The following is a 26,722-nucleotide window of genomic DNA, read 5'->3' on the forward strand; positions in this document are numbered from 1 at the left end:
GCGGGTGTAGTTCAATGGTAGAACTTTAGCCTTCCAAGCTAATAGCGTGGGTTCGATTCCCATCACCCGCTTCATGGTATCATCAAAGAGAGCTCTTGCTTACTGCAGGGGCTTTTTTTGATATAGTAATTTTATATAAGACAGATTGTGGGAGGACTTATGAAAAATAAAATGGAAACACCAAAGATTCCCTTGGAGCTTGAAGACTTATCGTTAGCTTTAGAAGCATGGGAGAGTAAAGAAGAAATCAAGCATGGGCGATTCAGTAATATCTCTATTGAGAATCAGAGCGCCAGCAGGGTTTCATTCGATAAAGTGGTCTTTGAGAACGTGATCTTTAGCGAGTCCTCTTTACCGGAAGTCGAGCTAACCGATGTGATTTTTGATAAATGTGATATATCCAATATGAACTTTAACGGCTCTTTCCTCCACCGGACAGAATTTAGAAACTGTAAATTGCTTGGTACCAATTTTGCAAATAGCAGGCTCCAAAATGTAAGCTTTCAAGGTTGTGTAGCTGATCTTTCTTTATTTCGATTCTCCAAGTTTAAACAGGTGAAGTACACGGAATGTTCTCTGGTGAGTGGCGATTTCTTTCAAGCTGCTCACCAAAAACTGGAGTTCTCTGAATGCAATATAGACCAAGCTCTTTTGTCTGGTGTTAAGCTTAAGGGAGTGGACCTTAGTGACTGTAGCTTTGAAAGGTTACATGTAGATATTGAGGATCTGGACGGATGCATCATCTCAGATTCTCAGGCAGCCTCTTTTGTTGGACTATTAGGCTTAATTGTGAAGTAGCTCTGCTCGGACTCGTAGTGAGAGAAGGAATTCGCTCGCGTTCGAGCTGTCACTTCCCTTGTTTTGCTTGCGCAAAGCCAAAAGTCGTTCCATTTCGATCACTTGCTCATGCAATATACCGTTTTATTGAAACTTGTTTACACAAGTCCAGCTAAAAGGAATGTCCTAATTCGCAAAATTTCGATTCAATATCTAGTTTTCAAAGAACAAGCTTCATGCAAAAGCAAGTGGCTATTCCTACAGTCAGCCGTTTGATTATGTGAATGAACTTTGTTTAAATGAAGAGATCAACGAATGAACAATTTCATGCTTTCACTGATAAAAAGGAGGCGTATTATGAAAAGGGCTCTGGTTATTGGAGGAAATGGGACATTAGGCAAGGCGGTTGTTGCGAAGCTTCAGGAATATTCCGTTGAGGTCATTACAGCCGGCAGGCAATCCGGGGATTACCAGGTGGATATGACCTCGACAGAGAGTATTACATCCCTTTTTGAAACGGTGACTAATATTGACTATGTCATTGTTGCAGCAGGCCAGACCCATTATGCGAAGTTGGAGGAGCTGACCCCTGAGAACAACATGATTAGTGTGCAGGGGAAATTACTCGGTCAGGTGAATATCGTCTTGATTGGACAGCACTACATCAACGACAAGGGGAGTTTTACGCTGGTCAGTGGCATTATACAGGACCATCCCATTCTGAAAGGCGCATCCAGTGCTATGGTCAATGGTGCAATTGATTCGTTTGCCAAAGCAGCAGCGTATGAGCTGCCCCGAGGTATACGTTTGAATTCCGTTAGCCCTAACTTGTTTGTTGAATCAGCGGAAAAATATAAAGGTGTGTTTATTGGATTTAATCCGGTGCCTGTGGAGCGTGTCGCCAATACGTTTATCCAGAGTGCACTCGGGATCGAAACAGCCCAGACCTTCAAAATATACTAACTGTAGGGAATAGTGAATATAAAGGAGATCAGCAGAATGTTCCTGCTGATCTCCTTTTGTTTTGGATGAAATGAGATTTAGGCTTTATTTACGGGGCAGACAGGACGAGCACCTGTTTGAACGATTCGATACCAATTAGTATCTTTCCAAAATCAGCTGAGTTTTCAGGCCATCGGCAGGAATGAGCCAGTTTTTGTTCTGAAGCACTTGCATCAATTGGGTACGCAGTCCGGAAACAGTCGTAGTATCTGTTGTTTTAAACGAAATCTCTACAATATTCTCTACTCCTGTGCCTGCTGCGTTACGAATCGGCCACACTTCAAGGGTAAGTTCTTGTCCATTCCATGTGCCTTCATAGCGTTGGAACGTTACTGGGCCGTAGGCACGGGATTGTGTGAGTTGTTGTTTACCCCAGTTGGAGGAGGACCAATTTTTTAATTTTCCAGGTAGCTTGTCCAATAACATGCTCAATGCTTCTTGCTGTGATGGAAGTTGTACGCCTGTAGCTTTGGTATCTACCTTTTTAGTGTTGGAGAAGCTCAATGTTTGTTTGCCATATCCCCAATCAATTTCAGCTTCGTAGTTATCATCTGATGCATCAAATCCCTCTTGATTAGCCAGAGTCAAAGCCGCATTAACATCACCATTGATAACAGGATAGCGCTTTTTATAAGTCAGTTCATAATTGTTCTTGTCATCTTTTTTCCGAAAACGGACGTTCCATCCCTGTTGATCGAGATTCAGCGCGTTAGTGTCGAAATACTCTGCGCTAATGCTTCTTGCTGTGGAGCTCAAGCCAAGCGTCTGGATAACTTCACTGCGTGGTGTCCCATCTGTGTTCAATACCAGCTCCGGCTTAGCCAGGAACTTCACTTCATAGGCAGGAACGGCATTGGCTGCTGCTGAAGCCTGAGGTGCTTCCAGAAACGTCAGTCCACTTCCCAATGTCACGATGCTCAACATGAATGAGGCGGTTACCTTTTTCCATTTTTTCAAAACCAATCACTCCCTAGGCTGGATTAACGTACAGTCTCACTTTATCGTCCGAGTATATGAAAGCGATTAAATGGAAGGACTCGTTGCGTTAACCCTGCATAGATTTGATGAATGCCAAGCGATAGTTTATATGGGATAGCAGGATTATGAATTGAAAAGAGAGAAGCTATGGCTCCTGTCCCGCAACACTTCTTTGAAGCGGTTGACCTGAACTGAAGGATGACGATCCTTGTTGTGGACGGTGTAAATATGTCGCGGAGCCTGCTCCCCCGGAATGGGGAGAACCTTGATTAGCCCATGCTGTTCTTCCCATTGTACGGCCATTCGTGACATAAACGAGATATGACCGCCGAGTAGAACCAACTGCTTGATCGCTTCCAGAGAATCCATCTCCACGGTGCTCCGCAGACGAATATCATGTTGCTCCAGCCATTGGTTGGTTAAACGGCGAGTGCTGGATTCATTCCCATGCAGTGCAAAAGGGACCTGTGCTATATGCTCCGGTCTCAACACATCCCTTTGGGCCAAGGCATGCTGTGGAGAGCAGATTAATACCAGATCGTCTTCACACAGCGTTTCTGCTTGCAGTACCGGACCCACAAATGGTTCGGAAGAGATCACACCCAGATCAATTTGGTGGCGGATCAACATTTCGCGGATAACGGGTGAAGGCTTGACCGATAACATAATTCGAATACCGGGGAATTCCTGAGAAAATGTGTTCAAAATAGGTGGCAGCAGATACGTTGCAGGTACATAGCTCGCTCCAATGTGCAGGGTGCCCCGATATAGGCTGTCGTATTCCTGAACTACTCTGCGTGCTTCCTGGGTCAGGGCATTGATTTTGACGGAATAATGTAACAGGGCTTGTCCAGCCTCGGTGAGAAACGTCTTTCCACTACGCGATTCGAATAATCGTACCCCCATCTCTTCCTCCAGAGACTTCATATGAAAGGTAACGGTAGGCTGCTTGATGCCGAGAAGCTCGGCCACACTGGTCATATGATGATGCTTATCAATGAGTTCAACAATTTGCAATTTAATCAGGTTCAACGAACTCAACACTCCTCTCCGGTAACTTGAATCACCTTATATAGATTTAATCTATGAACATCAACAGAATTCATCTAAAAAGTTAATTCCAATTTTACATTTCTAACATACAACTCGCGAAAGCGGACGTTAGACTGAGAACAGTACAAGAAGACAGGCAGGGATGCTTATGAAAATGGAAATTACGGGAATTCAAAAATCATTCAATCGCACTCCCGCGCTGCTGCCCACGGATTTAACGCTTCAGCATGGACAGTTTACGACGCTGCTCGGCCCATCAGGCTGTGGCAAAACGACGTTGCTACGCATGCTGGCGGGGCTGGAGCAACCGGATGCGGGAGAAATCGTCGCGGATGGCAAGAGTTTCTACTCGGCGACGAAGCGAATAGATGTACCGACACATAAGCGTAATCTGGGTATGGTGTTTCAGGACTTCGCATTATGGCCGCATATGACAGTATACGAAAATGTGGCGTTCGGCCTGAAGGCCGGAAAGCAAAAATCGGATCTGCGCCAGAAGGTGACCGAAGCACTTGGTATGGTTCGCCTGCAAGGCATGGAGGATCGTTATCCTCATCAGCTGTCGGGAGGACAGCAGCAGCGGGTTGCTTTTGCCAGAGCGGTAGCAGTGAGACCGGGGATTATCCTGTTCGATGAGCCGCTAAGTGCACTGGATGCCGTACTGCGGGAAGAGATGCGGATTGAGATGATGTCATTGGTGCGGGATATGGGACTGACCGCGCTGTACGTCACCCATGATCAGGTCGAGGCGATGTCGATGTCGGATGAGATTGTGGTGATGGAGAAGGGGCGAATATTGCAAAAAGGAACCCCGGAAACGATCTACGGATCGCCAAGCGACCCCTTTGTTGCTTCGTTTATCGGAAAGTCCAACTGGCTTACGCCTAATCAGTCCATGGTGAGACCGGAACATGTCTCCTGGAGCAAAACAGGTCATGACGATCTGTGTTATCAGGCGGTGGTGCTCAGCGTCAGTTATGTAGGAGAGCGTTATGAAATTCGGGTGCAGCTGGAAGGGCTGGGGGTATGGACTGCCTATCTGGATCGAAGAGTGCGCGTAGGGGAGAAGATTCAGCTCTATGTATCCCCGGAGCGAATCTGCCGAATGAATGGGGAAGACACTCCGAAAGTGAAGCCAAGAGAGTTCATTGCAGCAGCCAACTGATCATGATGAGCATAGAGACCTCGGAGACATGAACAGGAATATGCACAGGCCCATGAGCAGAATCGGGAGTAATGAAACGGATCATCAAGGAAGTGTAACTTCTAGACAGTGAATTATCAAGGAAACTTACCTTCCTGAGAGCGTAGTATCGGTCAGTCTTATGAATAGAGGCATGTGTTGGCGGAAATAGCGACGATAGCGGGAATGGCGTAAACAGCGTGAGTTTGCAGAAACTTGAATACGACTATAATCAGAAACCAAGGGAGATGGAATGAAATGTTGGGTATGAAAACACGGAAAAGAAGCGCGATGCTATTATTATCAGCGGTAATGAGTATCAGTTTGTTCGGATGCAGCACAGGTAATTCAACCACTGGGAATACGGGTCAAGCTGCGGGGGAAGGCAGTACGGCGACTGCATCGGCGGAAACGACAAAACCAGCTGGCGGTAAGCTGGTTTTGTACAGTGCAGGACCGCAGAAGCTGGCGGATAACATCATCAGCGGATTTACAGCCAAGACGGGCATTGAAGTGGAGATGTTCCAAGGTACGACAGGCAAAATCCTGGCTCGCATGGAAGCTGAGAAATCCAATCCGGTAGCGGACGTCGTTATTCTCGCCTCCCTTCCTTCAGCACAAGCGCTGAAAGCGGATGGACTGACACTCCCATATCCTGATGCCGAGAATGCAGACAAGCTGAACAAGGATTGGTCGGATGCGGAAGGCAACTATTTTAGCTCCAGTGCTTCTGCGCTCGGAATTGTCTACAATACCAAGCTGGTATCCACGCCACCAACCAGTTGGGCTGAACTTGCTACACCTGCCTGGAAGGACGTAGTCAACATCCCGGACCCTACGCTGTCTGGTTCGGCACTGGACTTCATTACGGGATACCTGAGTGTGAATGGAGATAAGGGCTGGGACTTGCTGGCCAGCTACAAAGCGAATGGTGTAGCGATGGCAGGAGCGAATCAGGAAGCGCTTGACCCAGTCATTACCGGAGCGAAAAGCATCGTAGCAGCTGGTGTAGATTACATGGCGTATTCCTCCAAAGCCAAAGGCGAACCACTGGACATCGTATATCCAGAGGAAGGGACTGTAATCAGTCCAAGACCGGCAGCGATTCTGAAATCGAGTCAGAATGTGGAGAATGCCAAGGTGTTTATCGACTACCTGTTGTCCGATGAGGCACAAAAACTCGTTGCAGATGCTTATCTGATTCCGGGACGTGAAGACATCGAGGCGACTAACCGGGCGAATCTGAAAGACATCCCGCAGCTTAAAGTGGATTGGAACTGGATGAGTGAACACGGAGATGAGACAGCGGCACGTTTCTCCGAGACTTTTAAATAAGCAGAGTATGATGACGAGCAAATCGAGCAGCTAGAGTGAAGAGACGATTGTCTTGTGGAAGTCATGTGAGGTGAAATCGTAGTGAAACCTGTTGTAGTAGACAACAACCGTATTTTTCGGAGAGTGGGCGTGATTCTGGCCCTCTTTCTGCTAACGATAAGCATTGGTGTACCGCTCTTGTTGATTTTCTGGCAAAGTGTGTATCCAGATGGGCAATGGGATTGGATGGCTCCGATTCGGACCATTACCGGACAGCATTTATCCGGGGTGCTACTGAATTCCGTCTGGCTGGGGATCTGCGTGGTGGCTGTAACAACGCTGCTGGCATTGCCACTGGCCTGGATGATGGCGAAGACCCGCATGGGTCAGCATCGCTGGGTGGACGTGATCCTGATGATTCCGTTCATGACCCCGCCGTATATCGGCTCTATGGGATGGATTCTGTTTATGCAAAAAGGGGGATACCTGCAGCAATGGGTGCCCTCCGCTGCAAGCTGGAGTGAGTTGTTCTTTAGCTTCTGGGGCATGGTGCTCATTATGAGCCTGCATCTGTTCCCCTTTCTGTATCTGTTGCTTCGGGATGCAATCATTCGCATTGGGGGCAATCTGGAAGAAGCGGGAGCGGTGCACGGGGGACGTGCGGGATACCGATTCAGACGCATTATTTTACCACTGCTGTTGTCTTCGTATGGCATGGGTATCATGCTCGTCTTTGTCAAAACGATCGCAGAATTCGGAACGCCAGCAACCTTCGGACGCAAGATTGGCTATTATGTCATGACCTCTGAAATCCACAAGTATATCTCCAGTTGGCCAATTGATTTTGGCAAGGCGACTTCGCTCGCTTCCGTGCTGTTGTCGGTCTGTCTGGTGATGTGGTACATGCAGTCTGCCATGAGTCGTAAGTTCACGTACCGTCTGGTAGGGGGCAAAGGACAGCGTTCCAAACGATACTCGCTACGCGGCGGAGCGGGTTGGTTGTGTGGCTTGTATCTCGCGTTGCTGCTGATTCTGTCAGTGGGCATTCCGTATTTCTCTATTATTGCTGCGTCGACCATGAAGCTGCGGGGCTCAGGATTGTCCTTCGACAATCTGACGCTGGATCATTACCGGGAATTGCTTTCCTGGGGGTCAGTCAGTATGAAAGCAATCGGGAACAGTCTGGGACTGTCACTCGCAGCTTCGACGGTTGCGGTTATTATCGGTACAGGTTTTGCCCTGACGATTGGCAAATCGTCTTCCTTTATGCAGCGTGTCATTGACCTGTTCAGTCTGCTGCCGAATACGGTGCCTGGCATTGTCATGGTGGTGGGCCTCATCCTGTTCTGGAATTCACCATGGATGCCGTTCACCCTATACAACTCGTACGGCATGGTTGTTCTGACGTATGTGGTGCTCTTCTTGCCGTACACGGTGCAGTATGTTAAATCAAGCTTCACCCAAATTGACGGAACGTTGTTCCAAGCGGGTCAGGTCTTTGGAGGAAAACCGCTGTATATTCTGCGGCGCATTCTTCTACCACTGATCATCCCCGGCATGCTGGCCGGGTGGATGATGACGTTCACCATTGCTACCCGGGAACTGGTAGGATCGCTGTTGATTTTACCTCCATCGATGCAGACCTCGGCTACGTATATTTTTGCACAATTTGAACAAGGTCAGGTCTCATTGGGAATGGCAATGGCCGTGGTTACTGTCGGTATGACGGTACTGATGCTGCTTGGTATTGAAGTTCTGAATTCGAAGAGAAAGTGGAATGCATCATGATCAAACTGAAGGTATGGGGCGGTGCAGGGGAACATGGACGTTCCGCCTATCTGCTGAGTGGGGGCCGGGTTCAACTTTTGCTGGATTGTGGCGTGAAAAAAGAAGGAGCCGGCGAGTACCCGCTGATTGAACCGGAAATCGTTAAAGAGCTGGATGTAGTGCTGTTGTCTCACGCCCATGAGGATCATTCTGTCGCTATTCCCTTGCTCTATAGGATGGGGTATCAGGGCGAAGTATGGACGACGCGGGAAACCAGGGAGCAGCTTGACACCTATTTCAGAGCTTGGCGCAGGAATATGGAGCGAGCAGGGCATGCCCTCCCATATGAAGAAGGCGATGAACAATTGATTCGTTACCGGTTTCTGGAGGACAAAGCCGAGGGTGGAACCTGGTTCGAACTTTTCCCTGGCGTCTCGGCGGTCTGGGGGCGCAGTGGACACCTTGCAGGATCGGTATGGTTCGGGCTGGAAATGGAAGATAAGCGGATATTTTATTCCGGTGACTACACGTCGGAGTCCATGCTTTTGCAGGAGGATTGTCCAGCCGATGTGTTCTGGCAGGCAAGGTTGCCACGTAACAAGCGGGGCCTTGATGCTTCAGTTAATACACGTTGGAAGCTGGATACACTAACTGCCGTGAATGGTGGGCATGTCTTGGCAGGAGAGCCATCCGCATCGCATACCTTGGCCTCTGCTTCATCCGAAGTGGTGTTGCGATCATCGGTATCAGCAGGAAGGTTTGTAGAGCAACGGCTTGGCAATTCCACATCTAAGGAAGCAGAAGTGACCAAAGCATCTCCAATCAGCTTGCTGGATTTGGCGATTGTGGATGCCGCATACGGTACAGATCGCGATACACAGGGCAACAAGTTGGAGCAACTGGAGCATGTCATCCGTGAGACGATTGCCCGGGGTGGAAAGGTGCTGATGCCTATGCCTTCGGTGGGTCGTGGTCAGGAAATCATGCTGTGGGCACAGCAGCAGTTCCCGGACGTTCCGATTGTAGTGGAACAAGGCTTGGTAGACGGACTGAAGCAGCTTTTACGTGCTCCATACTGGTTAAAGGAAGAGGAAGAACACATACCGGGTGTTGTGAAGGATGCAATTGCGCATTTTCTGAACGGGGATGGATGGGAGCTACCTGTGACAAAGGAAGAACGAGAGCGGCTACTGAATCACCATGCTGCCTCTTTGTGGTTCATTCCGGACGGGATGATGCAGTCCTCTCTTGCTCGCTGGTACTATAACCAGTTTGCGGACAGCGGAAATAATCTGGTGCTGCTGACCGGACATGTCTCTGCTGGCACCTACGCTCACAGACTTTTGCAGAATTCTGCAAAGTACGGCGCGTGCGAGGTGCGTAAAATACGTTATAAGGTGCATCAAGGTTGGAAGGATGTTGAGAGGATGCTGCACCAGGTTCCTGCAAGGCATACGGTGCTTGTGCATGCGGACCGAGCAGAGACGGATAAACTGAGAGAAGGCTTACTCGGAGAAAAATGGGTCTCGAGGAAGGGAATACTTCATTCGCTATCTCCTGGAGATGAGCTGTATCTGTAGGTGGAATTTTATTTTATAAGGGTTGGATCTATGTAGGGCGTCCCTGTGGACGTCTTTTTGAATGTTGATTTTTATAAAAAATGCATGATGAGAAGCTGTGCTTCTCATCATGCATGGGAGGTGATTCAAGGAGAGAATCACCTGGTGTCTTATAAAATTAGATTAGGGCTCGCGCTGAATAGGATGCTCGAGCTCTGAATGACCCATCAAGCTATCCAGGACTTCACCGTCCACCAGTATATCGATACTTTCTACTTCATCGTATTGAAACATCGTCTGGGTCAGTGCATCCAATGCAAGTAGCTCGCCACTGGTTCCCAATTTGGCCTCATCCGGAATATGAACATCCAAAGTGACTTTGCCCTCGCCGTACTTTAGGGAGAGCAATTCGACCTTTTCCCAGAGGGATACGAGCTCCGAATCGGTATTGTTTTGTAAAGCTTCAAATGTTTTTTTGTATTTCTCGGAATCGTCCTTGAATTCAATTTCCTGCTCTTTTTTCTCTAGTTCCAGTACCTGTGAATCTGCGAAATACACATCAACCGCTTGTGTGTTCATAGTGCCCAGATCCACCTTTGTTTCGGATGGGTTTGGTGACTGTCCCCCCTGAACAGCAGGTTCGGCCGATCCCGATTCACTGACTGGCTTCTGAGCACAACCAATGCCAACAATCATGAAGAAGGATAAGACGAGTGCACATCCCAATTTCGTTTTCAATGGATCACATCCTCCAGTGTATTTACATTATGTTCTATCATTTAATTTATACCCAGATATTCCTTAATCCCATCTGCTATAGCTTGAGCGGCTTTCATCTGAACGACATCGGACGACATCAGTTCTTCATCCATAACATTACTCAGGAATCCCACTTCCAAAAGTACTGCAGGCATGGTCGTGTCTCTGATCACTTCCAAGTTGCCATTTTTCACACCACGGTCTTTGAGACCCATGGCTTTAACCAAACGTTGATGAATAATATTAGCTAATTCCTTGCTGCTACTGCGTTGATAGTAGAACGTCTCCGTACCTGTCGCCTGGGGTGAGGACTCCACATTATTGCCATGGATAGATACAAATACATCCGCGTTTAGTTGATTGGCGAGCTGAACACGCTCCGGGCGGGTGGGATAGGTATCACCGTCACGAGTCATCACCAATTCGATATCCGGCTCATTGAGAAGCAGTGCTTGTACTTTGAGAGCCAATGCCAGATTATATTCTTTCTCGGGTTTGTTGGTGATGCTGGTTGAACCTGGATCTCTACCACCATGGCCTGGGTCGATGACAACAACCTTGCGCCCTGAATCCCCTACAGGAGTTACAGGAACGGGTGTGACGTTGTCGCCCGAAACATTCAGATCAATAATCAGTTTATCGGCAATTATGTTCTGGCTGTATTGGACATCCTTCACATGATTCAATTCTACGACAATTCGGACTTGACCAGGGTCTTGTTTAAAAAGAGAATATCTAACTTCCGTTACATTGGGGTATGCGTCAACATCCAATTTGCCATTCATGTTTTGATTCAAAGGTTGTGATAGATCACCAAACACTGCTCCGGGCAGATCCACGACCAGACGATCCGGATTCTTCAAAGTCGTCATCACGGGTTTGGATTCACCATCCATAGACACGACGAGCTGATTGTTGGCAAATTGGATATCGGTAACATGTGTTAGCGATGTTGGGCTACCGTTGCCCGGCTCAATAGTGGGCTCCTTACTGGTGTCGGTGTTGATTAAGTATACAATCTTCTCCTTGTTGTTCCATTTCACGTTGAGTCCCATTTGTTCACTGACAAATCGAATGGGTACCACCATGGTGTTATTTAAAATGAGTGGGGCTGTGTTCAGCGTGACTTGCTTGTCAGCAACCATGGCTTGCTTCTGATCAACGGTTAAAGAAATGGTCTTGTCATTTTGCTGGATCTTTACATTACGTGCATTTTGATTCCAATCAACTTTGAATTTCAAGTTTTCGGCAACGACACGAATCGGAATCATCACGTTCTTATTCACGATGGTCACCTGAACGTCACTTGGGAGGATTAATTCCTCGCCGTCCAAGAAGATTTTCGACGTGCTTGCAGCGGCATTTCCCTGATTAGGGAGTACAACCAGCAAGAACAGACTTAAAAACAGGAGTAAAATCGTTTTTTTCATTATGCACCTCTACTATTTAGATCGTTACTGTGTTGGATACTTATCCAGCTTGAACCATTCGGCAAACTCATTACGGCTGATTTTCTTAACAGGCTTCACCTTGTTACTCTCTATGCTATACCTATAAAGTATCAACTGATCAGATGGGTACTCACTGATGTAATCTAGTATTTTTCCGTTTTTTTGCCACAAAATCAGATTGTTACTAATATCGTCAATCCCCCCAGTAATAGCACAGTTGAAAACCAAATAGCAGCATTATTCATCCTTGCTTCTCCTTCCGCTTGTGACAGTTTATAAGCCTCAAAATATCGACTCCAAAATATACCTTCATTATATAAACGGTAAAATTGTAAAAATGTTTCTTTTTTGATCGTTATTTATCTATTTTTATTCATAGAAGCATCTTGTGAGCATTCCAGTTCAGACAAAAAGTAGCTATAGTTAGAAGAGTGTAATTAAATTTCATAAAATATTTGACTTGTAAAATTTTATATCATATACTTGGTGAAATTATGGCAGGATGACGTGTTCATCGGGTCTGGAGGGAGGTTGTGAATGGATGGATACAGGCAGCTATCCGATGTGGGAGCAATATCGCTTGAAACGGGAGCATTACATCATTGGACTGATGTCAGGCACGTCCCTCGACGGGACGGATGCGGCATTGGTGCGTATTCTGACAGATGACAGCGGGGCATTGCAAAAGATCGATCTGGTTGACTTCGTCTGCGTACCGTACTCCAATGAATTGAGAGAAGTGCTGATTCGGCTATGTTCACCGGAGACGGCACGCGTGGATGAGCTGACGGCTGCACATTTTGGCGTATCGGAGTGGTATGCACACAGTGTCAGAGAGCTTATTCAATCCTCAGGAATCCCATCCGGGCAGGTGGATGCGATCAGCATGCACGGACAGACCGTATGGCACGCACCCATTGCTTCGGCATTTCCAGGGCCAACAGGCGGGAGTCTTCCCGTGGTGTCCACGTTGCAGATTGGCGAATGCGCCGTTGTACGTGAACGAACGGGCCTGCCCGTGATCGGCAATTTGCGGGCACGGGATATGGCGGCTGGCGGGGAGGGGGGGGCTCTCACGCCTTACGCCGATGCGTTAATGTTTCGTAGCCCAACGGAAGGGCGGCTGGTACAAAATATCGGCGGCATTGGCAACGTCACGGTGCTCCCGGCAGCGTCATCTGCCGAAGGTATTTCGGCTTTTGATACGGGACCTGGCAATATGGTAATGGACGCGATTGTACGCCAGGCGACAGGTGGGCGGCAGCATTATGATCCGAATGGAAGCATGGCCGCACAAGGGACGTTTGATCAGGGTCTGGTGGATCTATGTTTGGACGATGATTATTTCAAAAGGCTCCCTCCCAAGAGCACGGGACGAGAAGTGTACGGTGAGGCATATGCAGCACGCCTGATGGAGATGGCCGATACGCGTTCCTTATCTCTGGAGGATACGCTGGCTACCGCCACTTGTTTGACCGCGGAGACGATCGTGCGGGCAGTGGAAGATTTTGTACTGCCTAAGGTGCAAATATCGGCCATGCTCGCCTGCGGTGGCGGCACTTCCAATGCCACGTTAATGGAGATGATCCGTCAGCGATTACCGGAAGGCATTCGTTTGGAACGAACAGCGGATTATGGCATACCGGATGATGCCCGCGAAGCAATTGGATTTGCCCTCCTTGGCCATGAGGCACTAATGGGCAGAACCAACACGCTTCCAGCTGTAACTGGTGCAAAACACGCCGTAATATCGGGTAACTTGACATTGTAGTGCAGCAAGGTTTTTGAATGAGCTGGTTATGCAAGGGCGTTTAAACCGATTAGACTCCATTGGAATTATAGGATAAAATGCTTGTACATGAATGCAGTACGGAAAGGAGGAGCGGATGGAAGGCATGAAGGGTGGACTTGTACGTTTACGCGCATTAATGGATGACCTGACTCCGTCGGAACGGAAGATCGGAGCCTATATTCTCGATCATCCCCAAGAGACGGTTCAGTCCTCGGTGGCACAGCTGTCTGAACAGAGCGGTGGCAGCCCGGCTGCCATTATCCGTCTCTGCAAATCGCTGGGTGTAACGGGTTTTCAGGAGCTGAAGCTGAAGATTGCCGGAGATTTGCAGACAGGTGAGCAATATCAATATACGGAGATTCGTCCCCAGGACTCCATGGAGAGCATTATTCAACATGTGTCCGCAAACAATATTCAGTCGGTGAAGGATACGGTTCATATTTTGGACCCGCGTCTGGTGGAACAGGCAGTGGACGTGCTCCATCGGGCGAACCGAATCTTTTTCTATGGGGTGGGGGCCTCCAACCTGATTGCGCTGGATGCACACTACAAGTTCATGCGAATCAATCGTACAAGCTTTTCGTTCGCCGATCCGCATATGCAGATTTCGTCCGCAACGACGCTACGCGAAGATGATGCGGTGGTATGTATCTCGTATTCAGGGGAGACTTCGAACGTGATCTCCTGTCTGAAGCATGCTCGTGAAGGCGGCGCTGCGACGATTAGCATTACCAAGTGGGGCAGCAATACTCTCAGCAGTCTGGCGGATGTGCCCCTGATGATTACTTCCACCGAAAGCGATATCCGGAGCGGAGCAACTTCGTCACGGATTGCACAGCTGAACGTGATCGACATTTTGTATCTGGCGATTGCCAGCCGCGACTACAGCCAGTCGGTGGAATATTTGGAGAAGAGCCGTCAGGCTATTCTGGAGCATAAGTGAAGTAGAACCATATGAATCCCTTTCTGTTTATACAGGAGGGGTTTTTTTGACAGATGATATCTGCTTTTATTTTGAAAAAATCAAAAGAGCCCAGACCAATGTCGGGCTCTTTTGATTTCAACTTTAAGGGCTGTGCGCCCTGCATGGCTCAGGAAGGCCCCACAATGGCGCTGCGGACAAATCCATCAGCCAGATCCAGTCTGCGCTGAGCTTCCACGGCGTCCACGCCTGCCATCAGCATAACGATTGCCGTTTTCACATGACCGTCTGCACCGGCAAAAGCCTGTTCAATGTCCGCTTCGTTCGCTCCGGTTGCCAGATGGATCATGCGTTTGGCCCGATGGACAAGCTTCTCGTTCGAGGGGTTCAGATCCACCATGAAATTACGGTAGACCTTACCCAGACGAATCATGGCGGTAGTGGTCAGCATGTTCAGAATCATCTTCTGGGCGCTTCCTGCCTTCATGCGTGTTGACCCCATAACAACCTCCGGTCCGACAACAGCCTCGATACTCACATCAGCCAAAAGAGTCATCGGCGTACCTGCGTTGTTACTCAGGCTGATCACAGTAGCTCCGATCTCCTTGGCGTGTCTCATCGCACCCAGCACATAGGGGGTTCGCCCGCTGGCTGCAATGCCAACCACGACATCGTTTTCGTCTAATCCATGTTCATCTAGGTCCGCAGCTCCCAATTCCTCGCTATCTTCAGCACCTTCCACCGGGTCCTTCACTGCACGGAATCCCCCTGCAATAATACCCTGTACCATGGATGGAGGGGTTCCGTAGGTAGGCGGGCACTCCGAAGCGTCAAGTATTCCTAATCGTCCACTTGTGCCTGCGCCTACATAGAACAGCCTGCCGCCAGACTGAAAGGCCTTCAAGATCCGGTCCGCCGCTTGGGCAATGACCGGGATCAGGGGCTGAATCAGCTCCGCAATCCGTTGATCTTCCTTATTAATCAGTTCCATAATTTCTGCCGAAGGCAATTCATCTATATGATCCGTTAGTGGATTGGGTTGTTCCGTTAATAATGAGTTCAGCATGTGATTCATCCGTATGGCCTCCTTCTCTCTTTTAAAATGATTCATTCAAGGAACAGCGTCTTCTTGCCAGTTGTGCTGCCCCTACCGCTGGAGCAGGGGCATCTTCACGATATACAAAGTCCAGCTCTTCATAATATCCCGACAGCTTCTGGATAAATGTATTTCGGAAAAGAGCAGCGTATCGAAACAGAGATCCAGACAGGACAACCTGAGCAGAAGCAAATTCGGGATGACGGGCAATCAGTGCTTTTGCCGTATCTGCCAATTGTCCGGCTTCATCGATGATCAGCGCCCGGGCAGCCTCATCCCCAGATTCCGCAGCTTCTATAGCAAGACGAGCGATGGATGCGGTCTCGGTTTTGCCCCAATCCGCCTGGTACACCCGTGCCTTTAGCTCCGATATATCCCGAAGGTTCAGCTTCTTTATAAGAAGCGGAGATAAACGGGTTGGAGGAAGAACGCCGTCATAGCTCTGCATGACCGCTTGAAGTGCACGTTGTCCAATGCGATAGCCACTCCCCTCATCTCCGAGCAGATGACCCCAGCCTCCTGCCCGGTATCGTTCTCCTTCGTGCGTAAATCCGTACACGATGGACCCTGTTCCAGAGATGCACAATACACCGTGAGTATGTCCGAGAGAGGCCATCAGGGCGATCTCTCCTTCGGATACAACCCAGACTGGACAGGCATCTGATTTGTGTCGATTACTGTTCTTCATATAGTTATTTACTGCGTCAGCTATTAGTTGCCGTTCTTGGATCGTATCTACACCTGACATTCCGAGGCATATACCTTCACAATTTGTCGATAAATCACTTCTTAGATTAAATAGCTGTTCCAGCACTCGTTGCAATTCAAAAAGGGCCTGTTCAGGTGGTACGCTGTGAGGGTTCGTGGGACCGCCGCTGAGCCGGGCAAGAATTTCTCCAAATTCAGAAATGATTGCTGCATCAGTATTGGTACCGCCTCCATCTACGCCGACATATACTCGCAAAGTGGCTCACCTCGCTTGCTTGAGTTTTCTTTTTACATAGTATAGAGGCATGAAATGAAAAAGTAAAATTAAATTTTATGATAAAAAATAATGTTGAATTTTTATTTCATAGCTCATATAATGAACTCAATCTACAATTTTGGAAGGAATTAATACTGTTAATGTCAACTAAGTTGACGTTAATATTGCATTAAGAGATTAATCCTGCGTACGCTCAGGTCTAATCCATAAGGGAGGTGCAATTTCCTTACTGCCACGCTCATTAGTCAGTTATGCCGTTTAAGGATGGATGATTTCAAAAGGGGTAGCATGGTTAGGCAATGCAATAATCGGGAGACGACACGCGAAGGAGATGAAGGGATGAAAAAGAAGGGTCTGGTATGGGCAATGTTGTTGATGATGGTCTGGGTTACTGCCTGCGGGAACAGCGGTGGTGCTGCTTCAGATGATCCCAATGCAGAAGATACGGTGACGGTATGGACTTATCCGGTGCATGGGACGTATGAAGATGAACTGAAGGATCTAATCGTTGATTTCAATAAAGAACACCCGAACATTACCGTGAAGACGGAAATGCTCTCCTGGGCGGAAGGGCCCAAAAAATTCGATGTCGCTCTGAACGCGGGTAACCCGCCGGATCTTTACTTTCATAGTGTAGACGGCACATATGTGAATACGGGATTGGCAATTGAGTTGGACAGCTACCTGACACCTGAAATCAAGGATGACTATCTGCCGGGTACGCTTGAATTGGGCCAGATCCAAGGGAAACAGTACGGACTGCCGTTGTATCAATTCCAATGGGCATGGGGCGGTAACAAACGCATCCTGGAGGAAGCGGGTATAGACTGGAAATCTATTCAGCAAAATGGCTGGACCTGGTCTGAATTCAACGCTGCCGCAGCCAAGCTGACCAAAACGTCGGATGGTGGGGCTAAACAGTATGCACTGGTTACCGATGGAACCTCTCTTGATTTCATTGAAATGCTGTCCCGAAGCAACGGCATGATTGACGTTCTTGACAAAGACGGCACATTCCAATGGAATGATGGCCGCATTCTGGATACGCTCTCTTTTATCAAAAACCTGATGGATCAAGGTTATATGCCGAAGGAAACGGCAGCTCTTGCTCCAGCGAAACGAACGGATATGTTCTACGCGGGTGAAACGGCACTCATCTCCAAAGCGATTCCTTATTATGATGTGATGATTCAGAACCGCAACAAGGATATTGATGATGGCAAGGTACAAGGGGAGAAAATTGATTTTGTCCTGCTGCCTGTACCGCATAATGACGATCAACCTGCGGCGACAACGATGGGTGGCGAAGGGTATGTAGCCTTCAAGCAGAAGAAGGATAAAGGCGAGCAGCATGCCAAGAATACGTTCCTGGTCATGGAGGCGCTTAGTGGTGCCAAAGCAGGAAATTCGGCCAATGAATTGGCGCTCCCATTCGTAAGACAATCCCAGGTGGATCTGTTTAAAGGAAAAGAGCTTGGTCAACCAGATAACCTGGCTGCTGCGAAAGTAATGGCAGAGAATATCGCTATGCCGGTTGTACTGGAACTGGATATCGACAAAGCATCACAGCAAAAACAATTCAAGGAACAAGTTGTGAAGCCTAACATTCAAGCGCTGTTCTCGGGTGAGAAAACACCGGAGCAGATCGCAGAAGACTTCAAGAACAAAGGCCAGCAAATGTTCGGACAATAATTCTGACCAATAAACATAACGCAAAACCACACTGATTAGGAGAGGAGGATTCGCCATGCAGACCGCCCTTGCGCCAAAACCGTCTGTACCCCGGACTTCCCGGGTTGCCCGGTTTTGGCGAGACTACGGGTGGGCGTATTTGTTCATTTTGGCGCCTGTCCTGCTGTTTCTCATTTTCACACTGTATCCCGTACTGACGGCTCTCGTGATGAGCTTCCAGAAATACAACATCATGAATTCGACGTGGATTGGATTGGATAACTACGAGCGACTGGTGAAGGATGAGACGTTCTGGAAGTCGATTAAGAACACACTTATCTTTACTGTAGGTACAGTACCAGTCAACATTCTCATTACATTTGTGCTGTCCTACTTTATCTTCCAAATGAAAAGCAAGTGGCAGACGTTCTTCAAAGCAACATTGTACCTGCCTGCGGTAGCATCGGGGGTAACCATCTCCATCGTATGGCTGGCGATCTTTGACCCGACGGATTCGGGTCTGTTGAACCGCTTCCTGGGCCTGTTCGGTCTTGATCCTGTGATTTGGTTGGGTCAGTCAGGTACGGCACTCTTTTCACTCATTCTGATGAACTGGCTCGGATCGCACGGCGCGGGTATCATTCTGTATCTGGCAGCCATGGGCGGTATCCCGAAATCGCTGTACGAAGCGGCGGATATTGATCATGCCAGCGGCTGGACTCAGTTCAGCAAGATTACATGGCCGTTGCTCAAACCAACGACACTGTATCTGCTTGTGACGGGTGTGATTACGTCCTTCCAGGTGTTCATCTCGGTATATCTGATGACACAGGGTGGACCGAACTTTGCGACAACGACGATTGCTTATCTGATATACGAGACGGCATTCAAATTTTATGAGTTCGGATTGGCTTCGGCACAGTCGTTCGTATTGGCGATCATCATCATTGTCATCTCCGTCATTCAGTTCAAATATTTCTCCAGCGATATTGAGTACTAAGCACGTTGCATTAAGCATCCGGGGGTGAATGAAATCCATGAAATCAACACAGAAAAAGACACTGCTCGTCGTTGCATCCATTCTGTTGGTGGCCTGGGCGCTGGTGACGGTCATTCCGATGTATTGGATGCTCGTCGGTTCGGTGCAGGATAGCGCGATGTCGGCTTCATTTAGACCGCAGATGATTCCGGAGCAGTTGTCGTTATCACCATATGAGCGCTTTTTTGCCAAAACCGATGCCTGGCGCTGGCTATATAACTCGCTCCTTATCGCGGTCATTCTGACCGTGACGAATGTGTTCTTCGCCTCCCTGGCGGGATATGCGTTCGCCAAATTGAAGTTTCCGGGGAGCCAGGCGGTATTCTGGACTCTGCTGGGTACCATGATGATTCCGGCACAGGTAACGCTGATTCCTTTGTACATTCTGATGGTCAACGTGTTTGACCTGGGGGATACGTATACAGCCATTATTCTGCCTGCTGCCGTCAGTGTGGGCAATATCTTCTTGATGAAACAGTTCATGTCAACACTGCCTACATCGCTGATTCATGCGGCACGGATTGATGCATGCAGCGAGTTCGGCATCTTCTGGAAAGTGATTTTGCCGATGGCGAAGCCGGGGATCGCGGTGCTGGCGATTTTCACGTTTGTCGCTTCATGGAACGAATTTTTCTGGCCGTTCCTCATTACCAATTCCAACGAGATGCGCACCGTTCAGGTGGGGTTGGCCTCGTTCGTATTTGCCGAATCAACGGACTTCGGTGCAATGATGGCAGGGGCGACGATTGGTGCGCTGCCAATGATCATTCTGTTTTTCTCGCTGCAACGCTATTTCTTACAGGGCATTACGATTGGTGCAGTAAAAGGTTAAGGTGAACGGTTAGTTCAGGACAAGCGACAACGTAAAGGGGGATCTACCTATGGCACGCGTGGAGTTTCGCCAAGTGCGCAAAGAATTCAAAGACGATCATAAAGGAACGTTCACGGCTGTGGCCGGTTCGGACTTTGTTATAGAAGATAAGGAATTCGTGGTTTTTGTGGGTCCTTCGGGCTGTGGTAAGACGACGTCACTGCGGATGATTGCGGGACTGGAAAAACAGACGAGTGGCGACATTGTCATCGGGGAACGGGTCGTGAACGATCTGCATCCGAAGGATCGCGATATCGCGATGGTATTTCAGGATTATGCGCTTTATCCGCATATGACGATCCGCGAAAATCTGTCCTTTGGCCTAAAAAATCTCAAGAAGTCAAAGTCCTTTATTGATGAACAGGTACAGAACGCAGCCTCCATTCTTGGGCTGGAAGCGATGCTGGAGCGCAAACCGCGCGAGCTGTCCGGTGGTCAGCGCCAACGTGTGGCGGTGGGGCGGGCAATCGTCCGTGATCCGCAGGTATTCCTGTTCGACGAACCGCTCTCCAATCTGGATGCCAAGCTGCGGGTGCAGATGCGGGTGGAATTGGGTGAGCTGCACAAACGACTCGGTGCCACGATTGTATACGTAACGCATGATCAGGTGGAGGCCATGACACTTGGGGAGCGCATCGTGGTCATGAATCATGGAGATATACAGCAGGTGGCTTCACCGAAAGTATTGTATGCGAGTCCACGTAATATGTTTGTTGCCGGATTTATCGGTTCCCCAGCGATGAATTTCATTGATGCCCGGATTGAAGGCACGCAGGTTGTTGTGGAGGGGGCATCATTCACCCTGCCAGAGGATGTACTCGCTCGTCTTCAGAGCTATCAAGGTAAACCGGTGATTATGGGTCTGCGTCCAGAGCATATTTTTGGTGACGACGTCGCTCCGAATATTCCGACAGACCATATGCTGCAGGCGCGGGTTCAGGTTGTAGAGCATTTGGGCTCCGAGAATCTGGTGTATTTCCATTCGGGTGCCCGTACCGTTACGTCCAAGGTTCACCCGGAAACACATGCTTATGTAGGAATGGACAAAAATTTTGTACTGGACCTGCGTAAGGCGCACTTTTTTGACCCGGAGACGGAACTGGCGATTGGACGGGAATAAGCTATATCAGCTGAATCAGAGATTTTACACTGTACCACTGCGCAGTCAGAACCATCTTCCGATCGCAGTTATCCCCAGATTTTTTGAATCCCTTATACAAAGGGGAAATCCGGGGATAAAGTCGAACGCTTCGCTTCTCCAGATTGGTTCTGCCTTCTCCGTTATCGTGTAAATGTTTAGTCCAACTTATATAGAAGGGAGAATGAAAATGCGTAAGCTGAGTGAAGTGTTGGTCAAGTCGGGGGCGGAAATATATCGGGATATTATTCCGGTGGCCCTATACAGTGTTGTCAGCTCCATCGTGCTGGTACCCATTCTGATGTTTGCCCCGCTGCCAATCGCGGTGCTGCTTTTGGCCGTGATTTATATGCCAATCCTGTTCGGTGTCAGTTATGCCGTACATCACAGGCTGGAACGCAAGGAACGCCGCAATGGGCTTAAGGATATCTGGAACGGAACGATGAAGGGATTCATCCCGGGAGGGGCAGTAGGTGTGCTTTTCGCCGTGCTTGGCTTCATTCTGTGGTCAACCTGGTGGTATTACGGCGGACAGGGCGGGATTACAGGCACAGCGGTGAGTATGTTCCAAACGTTCTTCGTCCTCATGGCGCTGATGTCGCAGTTCTATACCTGGCAGCTCGTTCTGCAAAAGAACATGGGCATCATTCAGGCAATGGGGGAAAGTGTGAAGCTATTCTTCCGTCATCCGGGGTACACGATGGGAGCCTGTTTTCAGGCGCTGTGTCTGACGGCTCTGCTGATGCTGACGGTTGTTGGATACGGGGCACTGTTCTCGGGCATGTTTGCCATCTATCAGCATAAGGTCGCCCTTAATGTACTGGAACCCGAAGAGGAACCATCCACATCTGGCGGCAATGACCACCAGCATACAGGGTGGGTAAGCCAGGGGAATGTGTAATGGGCGTCAGAACTGGAACGGATCTATTGTCCAAGGGATTATCCCACCCGTGGTTAACGGATACACGAATTGGCCTGATGACGAATCCAACCGGAATTACCGCCGATTTTATCTCAACAGTGGATGTGTGCGCCGCATTGTACGGTGTCGAGCTGACAGCTCTCTATGCCTGTGAGCATGGACTGGATGGTGAGCTTCAGGCTGGTGTCCGATTCGGGGATAAGGTGCACCCACGTCTCGGCATTCCAGTGTTCAGCCTCTATAGTGAACACAAGAAACCCACGCCTGCAATGCTGGCTGAGGTGGATACCGTATTGTATGACATCCAGGATGTGGGTGTCCGGTATTACACCTATGCATCGACCTTGTTTCATATGATGGAGGCCTGTGCTGAAACGGGCAAACGACTGCTCGTGCTGGACCGCCCCAATCCGTTGGGTGGAGATATGGTGGAAGGAGGCGTGCTGAGCGAGGGGTATGAATCACTCGTTGGCGCTTGGCGTGTTCCCGTCCGCACCGGATTGACGGTCGGTGAGCTGGCCCTGCTGGTGAACAGCGAGATGGAGGTGCCCTGCAATCTGGATGTAATTTCGATGGAAGGATGGCAGCGCTCCATGGAGTTTACGGACTGCGATTTGCCCTGGATGCTGCCTTCTCCCAATATGCCTACACTGGACAGTGTGCGGGTGTATGCAGGTACGTGTCTGTTTGAAGGTACCAATGTATCGGAGGGCAGAGGCACGACCCGCCCATTTGAGTGGATTGGAGCACCGTGGGTAGATGGTGAACGACTGGCGGAACGCTTTCGTGATCATCAAGTGGAGGGAGTGCATGTGCACCCAGTGTACATGTCGCCGACTTTTTCCAAACATGCAGGGGAGTTGTGCGGGGGTGTAAGGATATTCGTGACGGACAGTAGCGTATTCAGACCAGTAGATACGGGTATGGTGCTTTTGCATGAACTGGCATCGCTCTATCCGGAGCAATTTCGCTGGTTGGAGCCACCGCAGGCGGGTTCGCGCTATTTTATTGATTTGTTGACCGGAGGCAGGAAAGTCAGGGAAATTATACATGACCGAGTGGAAGTAACTCACTTAATTAAATCGTGGAAAGTACAAGCAGAGGAATGGAAGGAGCGGCGGAAGCCGTTTTTGCTATATCTATAAAAGTAAGGTCCATGAGAAGAATATCTTGTAATAATGGATGCTTGGTATTGGGAGGAGGAGGCATGGAATGAGTGGGCAAAACGAGCTGTACCCGGTGAAGCTGGAGCAGATGACTCTGCGTGAGAAAATCGGTCAAATGCTGCTTTGCGGCTTTCATGGCACCGAAGCTGCTGGTGATGTGGATGACTTTCTCCGAAAGTATCCCATCGGCGGCGTAATCTACTTTGCACGCAATGTGGAATCGCCGGAGCAGGTAGAGCGACTATCATCGGGGCTGCAACAAATTGCTGTAGACAGCGGTAATATACCGCTCTGGATATCCATTGACCAGGAGGGCGGCATGGTGGCCCGGGTTACTGAAGGGATTGCCCTGATGCCGGGACAGATGGCGATTGCCGCAGCAGGTTCCATCGAGGATGCATACCAGGCAGCCTACATCAGTGGTGTGGAGCTAAGATCCATGGGCATTAACATGAACTTCGCTCCGGTCCTGGATATAAACAACAATGCCGCCAATCCGGTAATTGGTGTGCGCTCATTTGGGGAATCACCGCAGTCCGTGGCAGACTATGGAGCCAAGAGCATTGCAGGAGTACAGGATGCTGGCATTTCCGCGACAGCCAAACATTTCCCGGGGCACGGGGATACCGATACGGATTCACATCTGGATCTCCCGGTCATCACCCATACTCGGGAACGGGTAGAGCATGTGGAACTGCTTCCGTTTCGGGCTGCCATAGCGGCAGGTGTCGATGCGATGATGTCGGCACATATTTATTTTCCGGCTCTGGAGCCGGAGCGTCTGCCTGTAACGCTATCGCGAGCCGTGTTAAGCGGATTGCTTCGTCAGGAACTGGGTTATGAAGGTATGATTGTAACGGATTGTATGGAGATGGACGCGATTGCCGCCAACTATGGCACTGTCGATGCAGCTGTGATGGCGGTGGAGGCTGGCGCAGATCTGGTGTTGATCAGCCACACAGATCATCTTCAGGCAGGGGCGTTTGAAGCGCTGCTAGCAGCCGTGCAGAGCGGGCGAATCAGTGAGGCTCGCATCGACGAATCCGTAACTCGGTTGCTGAAGTACAAGGCGAAACGAGGTCTGCTGGAGAATGGAATGGGCGCAGGTAATGATGAAGTGCATGATGAGGTAGCGACTTCGCTCTTCGCTGAGGCATTAACTGATCCAGCTTCATTCAAGCACCAAGAGCGTAACCATTCGTTACACCAAGAGGTGGCCCGACGAATCAGTGAGAATAGTATCACGCTGGTGCGTGACCAGCTGAATATGCTGCCTTTGAAGCCGGAACGTACGCTGGTCATAACGGTTACTACAGCTGTGACGACGATTGCCGACGAACAGCTGACTCAGGTGGTGACTCTAGGCTCCGCTTTGTCGCATTGCAGTCTGGATGTGGTTGATTTAACCGTCACACCAGAGGAAGTTGCCATTCGTTCTGCCCGTCTGCTTCAATCTGCGGAAGAGGATGATATTCGGCAGATTGTGGTGGGGACCTATAATGCGGGGAGCCCTTCCGGCGATCCGCAGTGCAGGTTGATCGGCTGGCTACAGCAATTGGGCAAGCCGCTGGTTGTTGTGGCGCTCCGCAGTCCCTATGATCTGCTGGCAATCCCGGAGGTGCAGGTCTATGTAGCGGCTTACGAGAGCCGCCCGCTTGCTATGGATAGCGCCGCTCGGGCGCTGATGGGGCGTATTCCTTTTGCCGGGAAGCTTCCTGTATCCATAAAATAGACAGACGTTAAACGACGAGCGAAGCGAAATTGAGATTCTCTTTACGAAGACACATATAGAAGAAGGGGCGTTCCTTTAATGGACCGTCCCTTCTTCTATATATATCAAGTAATTAAAAATTATTGCAGATTCAGTGCCTGGGCTGTCTTAGCCTCGACCTCATCCATAAGTGAAGTCATATCCATACCCGCATGATTACCGAGCAGAATAATCGTAATATCATCTGTTAAATTGCGCGAGAAGGCTGTGGCAAAACCACCGCCGCTGCCGTTATGGAAGACGGTACGATTCTGATTCTGATCGTTTCCCTTGAGAATCCAGGCGTAGCCATAGTTTTTATCCGAATACGGCTCATACATCTGTTCAATCGTATCCTGACTCAGAATTTTGTCCGTGTACAGTCCCCGATCCCACTTCAGCAGATCGTCCACGGTGGAGTAGATTGTTCCTGACCCTGATTGTGAAACATAATAAGGCGCAGGCACCCACTGTTTATTTTCCGCAACAAATCCGCTATTCGTATGGACCTTGCGGGAAGCTTCACCGGAATTCTTCATGCCGAGCGGCTTCAGAATGGTCTGTTGCACATAATCGGCATAGCTCATGCCGGACACCTGTTCAATAACATAGGCCAGCAGAACATAACCACTGTTACTGTACAAATAGGCACTACCGGGATCGAATTTCAATGTTTTGTGCCGAATTTCCTCTACCGTTTCTTCCAATGAAGTGCCTTCACCCCGGCCGAAGGCGGATGGAAGACCTGAAGTCTGGGATAACAGCATATGGAGCGTGATCTGATCTCCCTTGGGTATACCTGTGATGTACTTGGAGATTGGATCTTGCACATCCAGCTTCCCTTTTTCCACCAAGCTGAGAATGGAGGCTGCGGTGAAGGATTTGCTCAGAGAGGCGATTCTGGTCTTCTGATCCGGACGATTGAGCGTCTGTTCATCCGCTAGTCCATAGCCTTGGCGAAGAAGGACTTCTCCATTACGGGCAATCAGAGCCATGCCTGGGAAATCAATTTCGCGTAAATAGCTGTCTACACTGGCAACTTGACTATCTAATAGGCTTACTTTGTCCGTCTCGATATTAACACTCATCTGTCCAGAGGCTGTACGTTGTACTTTAATATCTGCCTTGAGTGCATTGGCAAGTGCTCGGACAGGTAACATCAGGGTGCCGTTAATCGTGCGGGATTCGACACCGGAGGACAGACGAACATGGTTAACTTGGATGAAGTCACTGCCAGCCTGGTGAACCAGCTTGTCTTGACCAACGGTAATGGTAGCCGTTTTGGTACGAGCTTCCCATTTCAAGGTGCCATTTACAGAGGTAACAACATCTCGCAGTGGAACATACGTTGTGCCTTTCAATACAAGGGGGGCATTTTTCCACGATTGCTCTTGACCATTCACTTCAATGTGAACTGTTTGCGTCTCTTGTGCTGCAGATGCCGTGAAACTGGCTTGTCCCAGAACAGGGCCTGCACAAAGAATGAGGGCTAACAGAATACGGAACATGGATGAATATAATCTGGAA

Annotated in this window: 22 protein-coding genes and 1 tRNA gene; 16 read left to right on the forward strand and 7 right to left on the reverse strand. The window is 49.1% G+C overall.

Annotated features, from left to right (window positions below):
• From AMS66_RS06570 to AMS66_RS06580, 3 genes are all read left to right on the forward strand, one after another.
• Positions 1–71, forward strand: a tRNA-Gly gene (locus AMS66_RS06570).
• An 88-nt stretch (positions 72–159) separates the two neighbouring features.
• On the forward strand, positions 160–798 hold the full coding sequence (locus tag AMS66_RS06575; RefSeq protein ID WP_053780036.1) for a pentapeptide repeat-containing protein: 639 nt from the start codon (positions 160–162) through the stop codon (positions 796–798).
• Between the two features lie 336 nt (positions 799–1,134).
• On the forward strand, positions 1,135–1,740 hold the full coding sequence (locus AMS66_RS06580; RefSeq protein WP_053780037.1) for a short chain dehydrogenase: 606 nt from the start codon (positions 1,135–1,137) through the stop codon (positions 1,738–1,740).
• Between the two features lie 135 nt (positions 1,741–1,875).
• On the opposite strand, the gene AMS66_RS06585 is transcribed toward AMS66_RS06580, so the two are convergent.
• Complete coding sequence (locus tag AMS66_RS06585) at positions 1,876–2,736, reverse strand: CYTH domain-containing protein (RefSeq protein ID WP_144424430.1); 861 nt, start codon at positions 2,734–2,736, stop codon at positions 1,876–1,878.
• A gap of 144 nt (positions 2,737–2,880) precedes the next feature.
• Entirely contained in the window at positions 2,881–3,789 is a 909-nt protein-coding gene (locus AMS66_RS06590; RefSeq protein ID WP_082350596.1) for a LysR family transcriptional regulator, read from the reverse strand.
• Positions 3,790–3,958: 169 nt separating this feature from the next.
• Here AMS66_RS06590 and AMS66_RS06595 point away from each other — a divergent pair, with 169 nt between their 5' ends.
• From AMS66_RS06595 to AMS66_RS33525, 4 genes are all read left to right on the forward strand, one after another.
• Positions 3,959–4,975, forward strand: coding sequence for an ABC transporter ATP-binding protein (locus AMS66_RS06595; RefSeq protein WP_053780110.1), 1,017 nt, complete (start codon positions 3,959–3,961; stop codon positions 4,973–4,975).
• 276 nt (positions 4,976–5,251) lie between these two features.
• Positions 5,252–6,328, forward strand: a complete 1,077-nt coding sequence (locus AMS66_RS06600; RefSeq protein ID WP_053780038.1) for an ABC transporter substrate-binding protein — start codon at positions 5,252–5,254, stop codon at positions 6,326–6,328.
• 81 nt (positions 6,329–6,409) lie between these two features.
• The gene (locus tag AMS66_RS06605; RefSeq protein WP_053780039.1) at positions 6,410–8,095 is read left to right on the forward strand and encodes an ABC transporter permease; all 1,686 of its coding nucleotides are present in this window, start codon (positions 6,410–6,412) and stop codon (positions 8,093–8,095) included.
• On the forward strand, positions 8,092–9,654 hold the full coding sequence (locus tag AMS66_RS33525; protein WP_053780040.1) for an MBL fold metallo-hydrolase: 1,563 nt from the start codon (positions 8,092–8,094) through the stop codon (positions 9,652–9,654). The genes AMS66_RS06605 and AMS66_RS33525 overlap by 4 nt, the downstream gene beginning before the upstream one ends.
• Before the next feature lie 162 nt (positions 9,655–9,816).
• Here AMS66_RS33525 and AMS66_RS06615 read toward each other — a convergent pair whose 3' ends face one another.
• The gene (locus AMS66_RS06615; protein ID WP_053780041.1) at positions 9,817–10,371 is read right to left on the reverse strand and encodes a GerMN domain-containing protein; all 555 of its coding nucleotides are present in this window, start codon (positions 10,369–10,371) and stop codon (positions 9,817–9,819) included.
• Positions 10,372–10,412: 41 nt separating this feature from the next.
• Entirely contained in the window at positions 10,413–11,822 is a 1,410-nt protein-coding gene (locus AMS66_RS06620) for an N-acetylmuramoyl-L-alanine amidase family protein (RefSeq protein ID WP_053780042.1), read from the reverse strand.
• 562 nt (positions 11,823–12,384) lie between these two features.
• On the opposite strand from AMS66_RS06620, the gene AMS66_RS06630 reads away from it, so the two are divergent.
• Entirely contained in the window at positions 12,385–13,614 is a 1,230-nt protein-coding gene (locus tag AMS66_RS06630) for an anhydro-N-acetylmuramic acid kinase (protein ID WP_053780044.1), read from the forward strand.
• A 124-nt stretch (positions 13,615–13,738) separates the two neighbouring features.
• Positions 13,739–14,578, forward strand: coding sequence for a MurR/RpiR family transcriptional regulator (locus AMS66_RS06635; RefSeq protein WP_053780111.1), 840 nt, complete (start codon positions 13,739–13,741; stop codon positions 14,576–14,578).
• 148 nt (positions 14,579–14,726) lie between these two features.
• Here AMS66_RS06635 and murQ read toward each other — a convergent pair whose 3' ends face one another.
• Both murQ and AMS66_RS06645 read right to left on the reverse strand, forming a co-directional pair.
• Positions 14,727–15,632, reverse strand: a complete 906-nt coding sequence (gene murQ, locus AMS66_RS06640) for an N-acetylmuramic acid 6-phosphate etherase (protein WP_053780045.1) — start codon at positions 15,630–15,632, stop codon at positions 14,727–14,729.
• 22 nt (positions 15,633–15,654) lie between these two features.
• Positions 15,655–16,617 (reverse strand): N-acetylglucosamine kinase, encoded by a 963-nt coding sequence (locus tag AMS66_RS06645; protein WP_053780046.1) that lies wholly within the window; start codon positions 16,615–16,617, stop codon positions 15,655–15,657.
• A gap of 360 nt (positions 16,618–16,977) precedes the next feature.
• Between AMS66_RS06645 and AMS66_RS06650 the strand changes: the two genes are divergently transcribed.
• From AMS66_RS06650 to nagZ, 7 genes are all read left to right on the forward strand, one after another.
• Positions 16,978–18,330, forward strand: a complete 1,353-nt coding sequence (locus tag AMS66_RS06650) for an ABC transporter substrate-binding protein (protein ID WP_053780047.1) — start codon at positions 16,978–16,980, stop codon at positions 18,328–18,330.
• A gap of 55 nt (positions 18,331–18,385) precedes the next feature.
• On the forward strand, positions 18,386–19,309 hold the full coding sequence (locus AMS66_RS06655; RefSeq protein ID WP_053780048.1) for a carbohydrate ABC transporter permease: 924 nt from the start codon (positions 18,386–18,388) through the stop codon (positions 19,307–19,309).
• A gap of 37 nt (positions 19,310–19,346) precedes the next feature.
• Positions 19,347–20,180 carry a carbohydrate ABC transporter permease gene (locus tag AMS66_RS06660; protein ID WP_053780049.1) on the forward strand — a complete coding sequence of 278 codons (834 nt, stop codon included), beginning with the start codon at positions 19,347–19,349 and terminating at the stop codon, positions 20,178–20,180.
• Positions 20,181–20,229: 49 nt separating this feature from the next.
• The gene (locus tag AMS66_RS06665; protein WP_053780050.1) at positions 20,230–21,339 is read left to right on the forward strand and encodes an ABC transporter ATP-binding protein; all 1,110 of its coding nucleotides are present in this window, start codon (positions 20,230–20,232) and stop codon (positions 21,337–21,339) included.
• A gap of 208 nt (positions 21,340–21,547) precedes the next feature.
• Positions 21,548–22,258, forward strand: coding sequence for a hypothetical protein (locus tag AMS66_RS06670; protein WP_053780051.1), 711 nt, complete (start codon positions 21,548–21,550; stop codon positions 22,256–22,258).
• Positions 22,258–23,424: an exo-beta-N-acetylmuramidase NamZ family protein gene (locus AMS66_RS06675; RefSeq protein ID WP_053780052.1), complete on the forward strand. Its 1,167-nt coding sequence runs from the start codon at positions 22,258–22,260 to the stop codon at positions 23,422–23,424. Before AMS66_RS06670 ends, AMS66_RS06675 begins: the two co-directional genes overlap by 1 nt.
• A gap of 67 nt (positions 23,425–23,491) precedes the next feature.
• Positions 23,492–25,177 (forward strand): beta-N-acetylhexosaminidase, encoded by a 1,686-nt coding sequence (nagZ, locus tag AMS66_RS06680; RefSeq protein ID WP_053780053.1) that lies wholly within the window; start codon positions 23,492–23,494, stop codon positions 25,175–25,177.
• Between the two features lie 119 nt (positions 25,178–25,296).
• Here the strand turns inward: nagZ and AMS66_RS06685 are convergent, their stop codons facing one another.
• Positions 25,297–26,703, reverse strand: coding sequence for a serine hydrolase (locus AMS66_RS06685; protein ID WP_053780054.1), 1,407 nt, complete (start codon positions 26,701–26,703; stop codon positions 25,297–25,299).
• Positions 26,704–26,722: the final 19 nt, after the last annotated feature.

The organism is Paenibacillus xylanivorans, assembly GCF_001280595.1.
Lineage (GTDB): Bacteria > Bacillota > Bacilli > Paenibacillales > Paenibacillaceae > Paenibacillus > Paenibacillus xylanivorans.

Bases quoted from the DNA above. Each gene is read 5' to 3' on its own strand.
- nagZ (WP_053780053.1), top strand. From the start codon at position 23,492: ATGAGTGGGCAAAACGAGCTGTACCCGGTGAAGCTGGAGCAGATGACT.
- AMS66_RS06675 (WP_053780052.1), top strand. From the start codon at position 22,258: ATGGGCGTCAGAACTGGAACGGATCTATTGTCCAAGGGATTATCCCAC.
- AMS66_RS06630 (WP_053780044.1), top strand. From the start codon at position 12,385: ATGGATACAGGCAGCTATCCGATGTGGGAGCAATATCGCTTGAAACGG.
- AMS66_RS06650 (WP_053780047.1), top strand. From the start codon at position 16,978: ATGAAAAAGAAGGGTCTGGTATGGGCAATGTTGTTGATGATGGTCTGG.
- AMS66_RS06600 (WP_053780038.1), top strand. From the start codon at position 5,252: ATGTTGGGTATGAAAACACGGAAAAGAAGCGCGATGCTATTATTATCA.
- AMS66_RS06660 (WP_053780049.1), top strand. From the start codon at position 19,347: ATGAAATCAACACAGAAAAAGACACTGCTCGTCGTTGCATCCATTCTG.
- AMS66_RS33525 (WP_053780040.1), top strand. From the start codon at position 8,092: ATGATCAAACTGAAGGTATGGGGCGGTGCAGGGGAACATGGACGTTCC.
- AMS66_RS06670 (WP_053780051.1), top strand. From the start codon at position 21,548: ATGCGTAAGCTGAGTGAAGTGTTGGTCAAGTCGGGGGCGGAAATATAT.
- AMS66_RS06620 (WP_053780042.1), bottom strand. From the start codon at position 11,822: ATGAAAAAAACGATTTTACTCCTGTTTTTAAGTCTGTTCTTGCTGGTT.
- AMS66_RS06635 (WP_053780111.1), top strand. From the start codon at position 13,739: ATGAAGGGTGGACTTGTACGTTTACGCGCATTAATGGATGACCTGACT.
- AMS66_RS06580 (WP_053780037.1), top strand. From the start codon at position 1,135: ATGAAAAGGGCTCTGGTTATTGGAGGAAATGGGACATTAGGCAAGGCG.
- AMS66_RS06655 (WP_053780048.1), top strand. From the start codon at position 18,386: ATGCAGACCGCCCTTGCGCCAAAACCGTCTGTACCCCGGACTTCCCGG.
- murQ (WP_053780045.1), bottom strand. From the start codon at position 15,632: ATGAATCACATGCTGAACTCATTATTAACGGAACAACCCAATCCACTA.
- AMS66_RS06575 (WP_053780036.1), top strand. From the start codon at position 160: ATGAAAAATAAAATGGAAACACCAAAGATTCCCTTGGAGCTTGAAGAC.
- AMS66_RS06665 (WP_053780050.1), top strand. From the start codon at position 20,230: ATGGCACGCGTGGAGTTTCGCCAAGTGCGCAAAGAATTCAAAGACGAT.
- AMS66_RS06685 (WP_053780054.1), bottom strand. From the start codon at position 26,703: ATGTTCCGTATTCTGTTAGCCCTCATTCTTTGTGCAGGCCCTGTTCTG.
- AMS66_RS06595 (WP_053780110.1), top strand. From the start codon at position 3,959: ATGAAAATGGAAATTACGGGAATTCAAAAATCATTCAATCGCACTCCC.